The sequence below is a fragment of the Serratia myotis genome (genome assembly GCF_027474885.1).
GTDB lineage: Bacteria > Pseudomonadota > Gammaproteobacteria > Enterobacterales > Enterobacteriaceae > Serratia > Serratia proteamaculans.
Window position 1 is genome coordinate 1,683,569 of the sequence record NZ_CP099707.1, and the last position, 12,726, is coordinate 1,696,294.

Genomic DNA, 12,726 nt, shown 5'->3' on the forward strand with positions numbered 1-12,726 from the left:
CAATGTTAAACAAGAATATAGCAAAAAATTCCAGTAATGATAAATCAGACGAATTCGACCTTGGTCGGCTTTTAGGTGAGATAATAGACCATCGGTGGTTAATCACTGGTATTACTACCATTTTTTTAACGCTCAGTATTGTATATAGCATCTTCTCCACACCTGTATATAGGGCGAACGCTTTGATCCAGGTTGAGCAAAAACAGGGTAATGCAATTCTAGATAATTTGAGTCAAATGCTCCCGGATAGACAGCCGCAATCTGCACCAGAAATATCATTGCTACAATCCAGGATGATTTTGGGGAAAACCGTTAGTGATTTAAACCTGCAAGTGGTAACTGAGAAAAAATACTTTCCGATATTTGGTCGTGGCTTTGAACGTTTATTAGGAAATAAACCTGGTGATATAAAGATTAGCCATTTATATATTCCTAGAGCTGATGGGGAAAGTAAAGCACCAGAGTTAACTATATTGGTTTTAAGTGACAATAAAGTTAAGATAATTGGCGATGATTTCGAAGGTGAAAGTAGTGTTGGACATATTTTCAATAAACACGGAATCACGTTGAAAGTGGACAGCTTGGATGCTACTACAGGCACTGAGTTTAGTGTTCAGCTTTTAACTGAATTAGATGCAATTGTTAATTTACAAAAAATATTTACAGTTGAAGAGCAAGGTAAAGATACGGGAATGCTAAGCTTAGCGATAACTGGTGAAGACCCTCAGTTAGTTGGTAAAATATTAAACAGTATAAGTACAAATTATTTACAGCAAAACATCGATCGTCAAGCGGCTCAAGATTCTAAAAGTCTAGATTTTTTAGATGCAAAGATTCCAAAAGTTCGTGCAGAACTTGATTTAGCCGAAGATAAATTAAATGCTTATCGTCGACAAAAAGATTCAGTTGATTTAAATTTGGAAGCACAGTCTGTCTTAAATCGTATCGTTAATGTTGATAATCAGTTAAATGAGTTGACATTTAGAGAGGCGGAGATTTCTCAACTTTATACAAAAGATCACCCGACTTACAATGCCTTGATGCAAAAAAGAGAAACATTACAACAAGAAAAAACAAAGTTGAATAAACAGATTTCAGCAATGCCAGCGACTCAACAGGAAGTCTTGAGATTAAGTAGGGATGTTGATTCTGGTAGAGCTGTATATATGCAGCTTCTCAATAGACAACAAGAGTTAAATATTGCAAAGTCTAGTGCAATAGGAAATGTCAGAATAATTGATCGGGCAATTACCGAACCTACTCCAGTAAAACCAAAAAAACTTTTAATCATAATTATTGGTGTTTTCTTAGGTGGGTTTGTTTCTATCGGTGTTGTCTTGGTTAATGTATTCCTACGAAGAGGAATTGAGTCTCCAGAGCAATTAGAAGAGCAAGGTATTAATGTTTATGCAAGCATTCCTGTTTCAGAATGGTTGCAAAAGAATACTCTAAATAAAGCAAGAAATAGACGCTTGACCAGCGGGCAGAAAAAAATAAATGAGTCAGGTGCATTTTTAGCTGTTGAAAATCCAGCAGACTTGGCTATTGAGGCAATACGAGGTCTTAGAACTAGTTTGCATTTCGCAATGATGGAAGCACAAAATAATGCTGTAATGATTTCTGGTGCAAGTCCTAGTGCGGGTAAAACATTTGTGAGCACAAACTTAGCATCTGTCATCGCACAGAGCGGTCAAAAAGTATTGCTTATAGATGCGGATATGCGAAAAGGTTATGTCCACAAACTATTTGATGTCAGTAACGATGGTGGGCTTTCTGATTATCTTGTTGGAAAGGTAAAAAGAGAAAATGTAATCAAGGTTGTTCCGAGTGCTGGTTTTGATTTCATATCAAGGGGACAGGTTCCACCGAATCCGGCAGAACTACTGATGCATGAAAGATTTCAAGAGCTTCTCGAGTGGGCTGCAAAAAACTATGACCTTGTCATGATAGATACACCACCAATCTTAGCTGTAACTGATGCTGCTATTATTGGGCGCTATGCTGGGACTACTTTACTCGTAGCACGTTTTGAAAATAACACGGTCAAAGAGATTGACGTAAGTATCAAGCGTTTTGAGCAGAGCGGTGTAAATGTTAAAGGATGCATCCTCAATGGTGTTGTCAAAAAGGCAAGCAGCTATTATGGTTATGGTTATAACTATTATGGTTATAATTATGATAGCAATAAAAGCAATTGATTGACTTTGACTGCCGCTATATAAATATAGTGGCAGTTATTCATTTATTGAGGTGGTTAAGTGGAATCAGGGAAAAGAGTATTAATTATAAGTCACACTCGTGCTGTGTCTAATTTTAAAATAGGTAGTCATCATTATGCAAATCAGTTGGCAAAGAATGGTAATGATGTGACTTTTGTAGGGACACCGTATTCGTTTATCCATAAGATATTCGGGAAGAAAAAACAAGGTATAATTCAGACGGAAGAAGCGATAAAAGTTAAAGAACTAAAGTTTTTACTTCCAATAACCATGAAGAGAAATATATTTGTTATTATAATAAATAAATGGTTAAATTTATTATTTAATGCTCACAATTGCAGAGAAAATAACTACGATGTGGTTATTTGTGACTATCCTTTTTTTGAGCCATACATCGACATATTTAAATTTAAAAGCCTTGTCTATAGACCAACTGATAACTATAGCTCAATGTCAGGAGACAAGGTTTTAGAGTATGAGCGTCGATTACTAGAAAAGGCGAATTGTACAATTGCTACATCGAAAGAAGTTGCCGCTGAGTTAGCTTTAAAAAATCCTATTAGAGATAGCATTGAGGTTATAAATAACGGATATGATGATGATGTTTTCTTTATAGATAAGGATGTCGTAAAAAATGGTGCTGTTTATATAGGTGCTATAGATTATCGATTTGATATTAAAGCCATAGAATGTCTGGCTGGAGCGTTTGTAGATGATGAATTTAGTATATATGGTCCTATCGATGCAACCTTGAAGGATGAGATTAGACGATTAGAGTTAAAATTAAAAAATCTTAAGTTCTGTGGACCTATAAGTTATAAAGAAACTGCTGTAAAGCTTAGGGCCGCAAAGGTTGGTTTGCTTCCTTTAAATGATTCAGGTGCAAATAGAGGACGGAGCCCAATGAAATTATGGGAGTATGCCGCCTCGGGATTAAATGTATTGTATCGTGGAGTAAATCTTGATTATAGAAGTGAAGTGTCATTTTTGTATGAGTACAAAAACTATAATGAATTATTGGATAGCTATTTGAAAGCGCGAGATAGTGCTTTTTTGGAAAATCAGTTAGTCGTTGTAAAAAATCAGTCATGGAAAGAAAAGACAAAAAAAATGCTCACTATTATAAACAAGAATCAAAGTAATAAATAAGTTTATATTATCATTATAGAATTCACAACCAGTAAAAGACAAGATGAACAGTATGGATAGTTTACTTGGTCAATGTTTTCAAGTGATTAATAAATCGAATTCTAAAGGTTTGGCTTATGAATATAAATAAAATGGAGTTCAAGTTATATGAGTTGCTATTCGGAATGTTACTTATATTTTCAATTGCAATAGGATTATTTTCGCCGCTACTTGCATTCTATTTTTCTTTATCCCTTCTTGTTATATTTCCAACGTTTTTTGCTAACAGATATTTGCGAGTATATCTGAGTATTTTTGCAATAATTTGTGGTTGTATCATTTTCTCATCACGAGGGTATTTTTTATCAACCAGCGATGACTTTGCTCATTATTACTCCGCCTACCAAGAGTTATTAAAGGGGGGAAGTATAGCTCAGTATTCTCAAGGAATTGAGTTTCTAATTTCATTGTATTTCAAAATAACTATAATTCTATTTGGTGAACTAAAGCCAACGGCTTTGTTTTTTCTAGTTTCCTTTTTTAGTTGTTTTACTTTTTATGTATGGTTAGAGAAATATGGTTTGGATCAATTGGAGGGGACAAAAAAATCTCTCTGTGTAGCTTCGTGCATCGGTTTTTTCATGTTTGCATTATCAACTCAGCTGATGAGGCAAATGATAGCAACGCCTTTTCTTTTGTTTGCCTTAAGTTATGGATTGAAAAATAAGAAAGGAATCATTTCAATGATTCTCGCTATAGGAGGGCATTTATCATCGCTTCCAATATATGTGGTTCTGAAAATATTCTTAAGCGAAAATAGGAAGAAAAAATTTATAACTCTCGGGCTATTTCTTTTCTTTGGATTATTGTTCTCATTACTGTTAAGTCAATTGTCTATACTCTTTAATATACCGGTTGTCGGTGAGTTGGCAGCTAAGCTGCAGTATTATAATAATATAGCGGATAGGAATAGCACCGAATCAGGGAATACCTTTTTAAAATATATGTTTGTAATGCTTGTTGGTTTCTGGTTTTTTGGACCAAAAAACGGCGATTTAGAAAAAATAAAGAAATTCTTTTACTTAGCATGCATGTCTTACTTGTTTTTATTACCCATTCCATTGCTATCATCAAGAATATTTTTGGTTATGTCAGCTGTTGCTTTAGGGTATTTTATGTTTTTTGCATTCTATCGGATTAGTAATGTATATAGGATACTCCTTGTTTTATATTTCATTGTTAGGGTGGTGACGTTGGGGCCGTATTATAGCGAAAGAATGGATGGGTTTGATTTATGGTATAGCTATCCTTGGTATTCAACAGAAGCCTTATATTATATTTACGCATTGTAATTAAATTGAATTTTTTAAATTAATTTTTGGAGGTATTATGTCAAAGATTCTCTTTGATGGGAGGTGGATTGGCGAGCATGGTATTGGGCGATTTGCACGAGAGATCTATGGTGCTGTAGATAATTTAGAAGAAATAAAACTAAGTGGAGATCCAGCCAATAAATATGATAGTTTTAGGCTTACAAAATACTTGAGTAAGAACAAGGGATATTTTTTTTCACCTGGATATAACTCACCGTTAAAATATTTAGAGCGATGTGTCATAACGGTACATGACTTAAATCACATAGATGTAACCTCTAATACAACACTATTAAAAAAAATATACTATAATACAATTTTAAAAAATGCGTGTAAAAAAACAGCAAAAATATTCACCGTTTCTGAATTTTCAAAGGGGCGAATCTGCGAGTGGAGTCATGTAGATAGTGATCAGGTAATAGTCGTTGGGAACGGTGTATCACCATCATTTAACTTTAATGTGGATAGTTATATGGCGGTTCGTCCATATATATTGACAGTTGGAAATCGTAGGCGGCATAAAAATGAGTTAATGGCACTTCAAGCATATGCTAGGTCAGGTCTATCGAAAACACATAATTACTTTTTCACTGGCGAAGCTACTAATGAATTAATGCAAAAAATTAATGATTATGGAGTCGATGGAAATGTGATATTCACAGGGAAAGTTTCTGATGATGTATTGGCTACAATATATAAGGGGGCTTCATTGTTATTTTTTCCCTCATTATACGAAGGTTTTGGTCTCCCAGTGATAGAGGCAATGGCGTGTGGTACTCCTGTAATAACATCTAATGGAACTTCGCTTAAGGAGGTTGCAGGAGGAGCCGCTTTACTTGTAGATCCATGTAATATAGATGAAATGGTGTACTCTCTGGAAAAAGTGGTTAGTTCTGAGTCAGTGACAGAAAGTTTGAAATTAAAAGGTTTAGAGCAAGCTAAAAAGTTTACATGGGAAAAAACAACAAATAAAATTAACCAAGAATTAAAAAAATTAATTGGGTAAAATAATGGGGTTAAAAGCTAAGGCATTTCAAGGGGCAAAATGGACCGCGCTTTCAACAGTATGTATTGTTGGGTTAGGTTTATTGCAGATGACAATTCTAGCCAGGGTTATGGAGCCAAAAGAATTCGGTTTGCTTTCAGCGGCCATGATCATTATTGCATTGGCTGATACTCTTTCAGATTTCGGAATATCGAACTCGATAATTCAAAAGAAAAATATCACACCTGATGAGTTAACATCTCTATATTGGGTTAATGTCTTAATTGGTTTTTTTGTTTTTTCTGTTTTTTTTTCTTTGAGTGGTAATATATCAAGTTTTCTAAATTTAGCTGGTTTAGATAAATTAATTGAGCTTTTGTCCATCGCATTTATTTTTATTCCGCACGGACAACAGTACAGAGCGTTACTTCAGAAAGAATTAGAATTTTCAATAATTGGGAAAATAGAAACGACGAGTTTTTTACTGGGTTTCTTGTTTACTATATGTATAGCGTTATACTACCCATTTGCGATATCGGCTGTATGGGGATACCTCGTTAACTCTGTAGCACGAACCATGTTATTTTATATCAATGGTATGAAAATGTATAGGCCATCTTTTTCATTCTCTATTTATAAAATAAAGGATAATTTAAAGTTCGGCGCTTACCTTACTGCTGATAATCTAGTCAACTTTTTCAATGTGAATATTTCAACGGTAATTCTAGCTAGATTACTCGGTCCTATTGCTGTTGGAGGATATAACTTAGCCTATAATATGACTGTAATACCTCCAATGAAATTGAACCCAATTATCACGAGGGTTTTATTTCCTGCTTTTTCAAAAATACAAGATGATACTAAAAAACTGAGACTTAATTTTTATAAATTGCTTTCCCTGGTTGGAATAATAAACTTCCCTCTTTTACTCGGATTGACCATAGTTGCGGAAAATTTTGTATTATTTATGTTTGGTGAAAAATGGTTGTTTATTACTCCTGTAATGCAAATTTTATGCATTGTTGGATTGCTACGTTCTGTAGGCAATCCGATCGGTGCATTGCTAATGGCTAAAGCTCGAGTAGATATTAGCTTTAAATTTAATATTTTTAAGACGATTTTATTTCTTCCGACAATGTTTGTCGGTGGTCTGTATTATGGTGTTACAGGGGTGGCTATTGGTTTTTTAATTGTTCAGATAATAAACACTGTTCTTAGCTACTTTATTTTGATAAAGCCTATATTAGGAGATAGTTACAAAGAATATCTTTTGAGTTTAATAGTACCTCTGAAAATCGCACTTCCGATGCTAATTTTCGTTTGGGTATTTAAGTTTGTAACGGAAAGTTTCTTTGATTTAAATAATACTGCTGTGCTATTCCTATCCGTTTTTTTTGGAGTTTGTGTTTACGGTACAACAATTATTTTTTCATCTTCACCACTTCTACTTGAATTGAAAGAAGTTATTAAAGGTCGGTTTTAATAGGTATTCTATGAATAAAATGAAAGTGTTAAATCAAAATCTCTCAATTATTACATCGGTAGTCCCAAAAAAAAGCAAAATAATTTATTTGGATTATCCTTTGCATTTAAATGTAGGTGACTTGTTAATCCTTAAAGGAGCAGAGAAGTTCTTCTCTAATATGGAATATAATGTTGTTGCAAGGTACTCTGATCTTGGTAGCCATCGTTTTTTCCATGATTATAAAAAAGTTCCAGACGACGTAATTATTGTTTTGCATGGTGGTGGAAATTTCGGTGATTTATATCCAGCACATCAAAAATTACGAGAGCGAGTAATAGAAAATTATCCCGGAAATAAAATTATTATACTTCCTCAAACTGTACATTTCTCAAATAAAGAAAGTATGATTGCTTCATCTCAAATTTTTGAAAAACATAATAATCTACATATTTTTTGTCGAGATGAGCGAAGTTTCAATCTCTTAAGTTCCTATTTCAGCAAGAAAACATATTTATGTCCCGATATGGCACATTCTCTATATGATTCCTTTCCTAAGCAGTCCATATCTAATGTGTCAAATGAAACGCTCTGGATGTTGAGAAAGGATATTGAAATAAGTGAAATCCCTACAAAATTAGTAACTATGCCCGAAGAAATTATAGCTGAAGATTGGGAAGACATTTGTACTGCAATAGATCGTGCTATTTTAAAGATATGTCACCATGGTGAGTTATTAAATAACAAGTTTAAAATCAACTTTATCCCTGTAAATGCGATCTGGTATGGTTATACCAATCGTTTAGTTAAAAGAATGAATGAATATTTTATGATGCATGGTGAGATTGTAACTTCACGTATGCATGGTCATATTCTCGCATGTCTCTTAGGGATGAAAACTAAGTTAATTGATAATTCCTATGGTAAAAACTCGGGATATTATAATGCATGGACAAAAGATGTTGATGGTTGTGAGATAGCAAATGAAAAATGAAGATGTAGATGTTTTAGATCTTACAGTAATAATTCCTGTTTATAATGTTGAAAATTATTTGTCAGATGCAATTAATTCAGTGATCGCGCTTAATCCGCGTCCAGCGCAAATTGTAATTGTCAACGATGGTTCTACTGATAGTTCACTTGAAATACTTAATTTAGAATTTGCAAAATATAATTTTATAGAAATACACTCTACAAATAATAATGGGTTGGGTATTGCAAGAAATATTGGTATGTCTTTGGCTAGATGTAAATATGTATATTATTTCGACTCTGATGACTTATTAGTTCAGGGACTCACTGAGGCATTTTTACAGGCCCTAAAAGTTAGTTCCGATCTAGATATTTATGCATTTTCAGCAAAGTCTTTTTATGACTTTGATGGCGAAAATGTAAAAAATATGAGGAAACTCCCTAGCTACTCTAGAGGTGTGGAGGGCTCTTTTAAAACGGGTGAAGACTGTTTTATTGAACTTTCGAAGAAGAATACGTTTTACCCTAATGCATGGATGTATATTTTCAGAAAAGATATCGTTCAAAGAAATTCACTTAAATTCAAGCCAATAATTCATGAGGATGAAGATTTTACACCTCAACTTTTTTTTAAAGCTAAAGTAATATATGTATCTAGTCGTGTGTTCTTTTTGAGACGAATAAGGAAAGGCTCTATCATGCAGTCTCAATTTACGGAACAGAATATAATTGGATATGTCGAGGCTATAACCTCACAGGGGGACTTATTAGTAACCTCGTGTTCTAATTTAACTGCAAAGAAAGCGCTTTTACAAAGGATTAGAGCAAATCTCATTAATATTCTATCTATTCAAAGGAGTTCAAACATTACTCTTTCAAATGAAGTTAATGGCAGAGTTTTAACTTTATTTGAAAAATTCGCTTCACCCTTAGGAAAAATAGCAATAAATAACTTTATAGTGTACAAGGTTATTAATATTCCCATGAAAATTTTCAGGAAATTAACTCATAGATAGGTGATATATGTCTCACTCAAAATGCGGTGCTTTTTTTTTAGTCTTACTATTTATGTGGTCTACACATAGCTCAGCTTTTGAGTTAGGGGTCGGTGTACATTTAAGGAGCTATGAAGGTGATGGAGGTAAATACCTAGAATTAGTTGGCGGTACTGGTTTTAGCTCTATAAGAGAGGACTTTACTTGGGATCAGGTTGAAAGAGTGCCAGGGAAATACGCAATTAATGGGAAAATGGAAAGGGTTGATGAAGTTATAAATAAATCTGCTAAGGAAAATGTAAATATACTTCTGGTGTTAGATTACGGTAATAAAAATATAACGAATAGGAACTATCCTACCTCTGACTATGAAATAAAAAAATTTGCTGATTATGCTCATTGGACTGCTTCACGCTATAAAGGGAAAGTTAAGTACTATGAAATTTGGAATGAGTGGTTGGTTGGGGCAGGGGTGCCAAAAAATTATAAAAGGCCAGATGATCGTATATATCTAAAGCTGGTTAAGGAAACATCAATGGCTATTAGGAAAGCTGACCCTGATGCTATTATCATAACGGGTTCGCTTAACCCTTTGGTTCATCGTGACAGAAAGTGGATGCTTGATTTGATTAAGAATGGAATACTTAATTATGTCGATGGTATATCATTGCATCCATATTCTTATATGCTAGCAAATAAAAATCTCAATGTTCCAAAAAATGCGATAATGAATATTTCATCGTTTTCCGAACAAATAAAGAATATTGCTGGGAAAGATATACCTTTATATATTACTGAAATGGGATATCCTACATATTTTGGGAAGGGAGGGGTTAGCGAAGTTGATGCTGCGAATTGGGTCATTGAGTATTCAATATTAGCTAAGCAAACTGGCTATATAAAGGGCGTGTGGTGGTATGATCTAGTAAATGATGGAGCTAATGTTGATAACAAAGAGCATAACTTCGGATTTTATAAAAAAGACCTTCAAGAGAAAAAATCGGCTCAACAAATTAAAGTCCTTGGAGAGGTTATTAGGAATTATTCACCTTCGGAAAATAACGGGAAGAGGCAAAGTACTGTAAAAAATAATCGGTTGGATAATACGAGTAAAGATTGGAATGGTTATTTTTTGAGTAGTGATACCGGAGTGGTGCAGGTCAGTTGTCCCAGTGAAAGGGTAACTGCAAAAGATTTGCTATGTACTATAAAAAAGTAATATAAATTTAAAGTAAAGAGGTTCATCTTGAAAGATTATGATTTGGGAATCGTAGCTGATTGGCTAGTAACTTATGCCGGTGCTGAACGAGTTATTAAGGAGTTTGTAGACTTATATCCAGATTCGACATTATATTCTGTAGTCGATTTTCTCTCTGATAATGATAGAAGCAATTTTCAGGGTAAGAAGGCGATAACCTCAATGATACAAAATTTCCCTTTGTCTAAACGTAAATATCAAAACTATTTACCATTTATGCCATTCGCTATTGAGCAACTCGATGTTTCTAAGCATGATATAGTCTTATCAAGTAGTCATGCAGTAGCTAAGGGGGTTATTACTGGTCCTAATCAACTTCATATTAGTTATGTTCACTCTCCTATTCGATATGCTTGGGATCTCCAGCATCAGTATTTGAAAGAGTCAGGTTTAGATTCTGGTATTAAAGGCTTTCTAGTTCGTTGGTTATTACATAAGATTAGAATATGGGATTGTCGGACTGCTAATGGTGTAGATCATTTTATTGCTAATTCTCATTTTATAGCCCGCCGGATAAAAAAAGTATATGGACGTCAAGCTGATGTGATTTACCCACCGGTTTCTGTAAGTAATTTTGACGTTTGTGACGTTAAAGAGAATTTTTACCTTACGGCTTCACGGATGGTGCCATATAAAAAAATAGATCTTATTGTGGAAGCCTTTAGCCGTATGCCAGATAAAAAGTTAATTGTTATCGGTGATGGTTCAGAAATGAAAAAGATAAAGTCAAAGGCCAGCAGTAATGTTGAAATACTAGGCTACCAGACAAATTCTGTTATGAAGAGTTATATGGAGAAGGCAAAGGCATTTGTTTTTGCTGCTGAAGAGGACTTTGGTATAACTCCTGTTGAGGCTCAGGCTTGTGGCACTCCTGTTATTGCTTATGGTAGAGGCGGGGCCTTGGAAACCGTAATTCCTATAGGTAACAGTAAACCCACCGGGGTTTTTTTCGAGAAACAAGATATAGCTTCATTAATACAAGCCGTGGAAGGTTTTGAGTCAAGTTCTGCTGTGTTTGAACCTGTTAATTGCAGAAGTAATGCCTTGAGATTTTCAGATGACAGATTTAGAAATGAAATTAGTGATTACATTAATGAAAAATGGCATCTTTTCCAAAATGAAAGATAAGCCAATGATGATGTGTTTTCTGATGGTGAATTAAATTGATGTGTAATATTGCAGTTTTACTACTTCATGGAAGTTTTCTTTGGAATGATTAAATGTCCTTAAATGATATATGATTTTATGACTGAATCTTATATGGTGTTGAAAATTACTGTCATATTTTCATCGTTATAATTATTTATTAGCAAATGAGGGGGGTGGATGCAAAAAAATAATATAGATCAAATCCAATGGTTAAGAGGGATTGCCGCGATTTCAGTTGTGTTTACTCATTTAACTGCGAAAGCATTTTCCGTTGGTATGACTGAATTTTCATTCACTAGAGGAAGTATTGGCGTTGATATTTTTTTTATAATATCTGGTTTTATCATGATGTACGTTTGTGATAGAAAAGAGTACAATTTTACGTCTTTTTTAAAAAATAGAGCGATAAGGATACTACCTCTTCATTATTTATTTCTTTTCCCTCTAGTTATTGTGTATTTATTAAAGCCATCTATTATTAATAGCAATTCTATTGGAACATTTTTTTGGGAATCTTTTGCATTGATCCCAGTAAAAAAAGAAGGATATGAATATTTAAACCCAGTTGTATGGACACTATGTTACGAGTTTTTATTCTACTCTATTTTTGCTTCATTCTTGTTTTTGAAGAATATATATTTTATTTCAATTGGCACTATCACTATGATAGTTTCTTTTGTTACTTTAGGTGCCTTTTACCAAGGTGAAAATGAGTTTATAGTTGGACTTACTGATAGTATATCCCTTGAGTTTTGTTTCGGTATATTATTGTACTTGTTGTTTAAAATAGATAAGCTTTCGGTAAACCCAATTATTTTCCTTGTTATTGCTATCGCTACATATTTTTTGTTATATAAATTATCCTTACCAAGGTTTATCAAAGATGGAATTCCATCGGTATTCCTATTTGTTTCTCTTGTTAATATTAATAATTTGAAAATTAAGTGGCTTGAGATTCTTGGAGATATCTCGTATGAGGTTTATCTTTGCCATATCATAGTCCTTTCTGGGACATATGTCTTATTGAGTAAAATTGGGTTCCATAATTTGACTGTTTATTATGTCATTGCTTTTTCTTCTATTCTCATCGTGGGGTTCTTGATGAAGAAGCTTTTCTCCGATAAAGTCAATGTTCTATTAAGAAAAATGACACATACAAAACTTAAAGTTAAGTCAATGTGATCT

The 12,726-nt window shown here is 33.7% G+C and carries 10 protein-coding genes; all 10 read left to right on the top strand.

Annotated features, from left to right (window positions below; translation table 11 throughout):
* Positions 1-2 precede the first annotated feature (2 nt).
* Positions 3-2,198: a polysaccharide biosynthesis tyrosine autokinase gene (locus NHG65_RS07940; protein ID WP_207975712.1), complete on the top strand. Its 2,196-nt coding sequence runs from the start codon at positions 3-5 to the stop codon at positions 2,196-2,198.
* A gap of 60 nt (positions 2,199-2,258) precedes the next feature.
* Positions 2,259-3,368 carry a glycosyltransferase gene (locus tag NHG65_RS07945; RefSeq protein ID WP_207975710.1) on the top strand — a complete coding sequence of 370 codons (1,110 nt, stop codon included), beginning with the start codon at positions 2,259-2,261 and terminating at the stop codon, positions 3,366-3,368.
* A gap of 116 nt (positions 3,369-3,484) precedes the next feature.
* A complete protein-coding gene (locus NHG65_RS07950; RefSeq protein WP_207975708.1) occupies positions 3,485-4,699 on the top strand; it encodes an EpsG family protein in 1,215 nt (404 codons plus the stop codon).
* A 37-nt stretch (positions 4,700-4,736) separates the two neighbouring features.
* Entirely contained in the window at positions 4,737-5,726 is a 990-nt protein-coding gene (locus tag NHG65_RS07955; RefSeq protein ID WP_499183141.1) for a glycosyltransferase family 4 protein, read from the top strand.
* A 4-nt stretch (positions 5,727-5,730) separates the two neighbouring features.
* A complete protein-coding gene (locus NHG65_RS07960) occupies positions 5,731-7,188 on the top strand; it encodes an MOP flippase family protein (RefSeq protein ID WP_207975704.1) in 1,458 nt (485 codons plus the stop codon).
* 10 nt (positions 7,189-7,198) lie between these two features.
* The gene (locus tag NHG65_RS07965; RefSeq protein ID WP_337249668.1) at positions 7,199-8,161 is read left to right on the top strand and encodes a polysaccharide pyruvyl transferase family protein; all 963 of its coding nucleotides are present in this window, start codon (positions 7,199-7,201) and stop codon (positions 8,159-8,161) included.
* Positions 8,151-9,155, top strand: coding sequence for a glycosyltransferase family 2 protein (locus NHG65_RS07970; protein WP_207975702.1), 1,005 nt, complete (start codon positions 8,151-8,153; stop codon positions 9,153-9,155). Before NHG65_RS07965 ends, NHG65_RS07970 begins: the two co-directional genes overlap by 11 nt.
* Before the next feature lie 7 nt (positions 9,156-9,162).
* Positions 9,163-10,353, top strand: coding sequence for a cellulase family glycosylhydrolase (locus NHG65_RS07975; protein WP_207975700.1), 1,191 nt, complete (start codon positions 9,163-9,165; stop codon positions 10,351-10,353).
* Between the two features lie 24 nt (positions 10,354-10,377).
* Positions 10,378-11,520 carry a glycosyltransferase family 4 protein gene (locus NHG65_RS07980; protein WP_207976463.1) on the top strand — a complete coding sequence of 381 codons (1,143 nt, stop codon included), beginning with the start codon at positions 10,378-10,380 and terminating at the stop codon, positions 11,518-11,520.
* Between the two features lie 198 nt (positions 11,521-11,718).
* Positions 11,719-12,723, top strand: coding sequence for an acyltransferase family protein (locus tag NHG65_RS07985; RefSeq protein WP_207975698.1), 1,005 nt, complete (start codon positions 11,719-11,721; stop codon positions 12,721-12,723).
* Positions 12,724-12,726 lie beyond the last annotated feature (3 nt).

What these genes read in the sequence shown, in the direction of transcription:
- NHG65_RS07940 (WP_207975712.1), top strand. Translation starts at nt 3, where the DNA reads ATGTTAAACAAGAATATAGCAAAAAATTCCAGTAATGATAAATCAGAC.
- NHG65_RS07950 (WP_207975708.1), top strand. Translation starts at nt 3,485, where the DNA reads ATGAATATAAATAAAATGGAGTTCAAGTTATATGAGTTGCTATTCGGA.
- NHG65_RS07955 (WP_499183141.1), top strand. Translation starts at nt 4,737, where the DNA reads ATGTCAAAGATTCTCTTTGATGGGAGGTGGATTGGCGAGCATGGTATT.
- NHG65_RS07960 (WP_207975704.1), top strand. Translation starts at nt 5,731, where the DNA reads ATGGGGTTAAAAGCTAAGGCATTTCAAGGGGCAAAATGGACCGCGCTT.
- NHG65_RS07965 (WP_337249668.1), top strand. Translation starts at nt 7,199, where the DNA reads ATGAATAAAATGAAAGTGTTAAATCAAAATCTCTCAATTATTACATCG.
- NHG65_RS07970 (WP_207975702.1), top strand. Translation starts at nt 8,151, where the DNA reads ATGAAAAATGAAGATGTAGATGTTTTAGATCTTACAGTAATAATTCCT.
- NHG65_RS07975 (WP_207975700.1), top strand. Translation starts at nt 9,163, where the DNA reads ATGTCTCACTCAAAATGCGGTGCTTTTTTTTTAGTCTTACTATTTATG.
- NHG65_RS07985 (WP_207975698.1), top strand. Translation starts at nt 11,719, where the DNA reads ATGCAAAAAAATAATATAGATCAAATCCAATGGTTAAGAGGGATTGCC.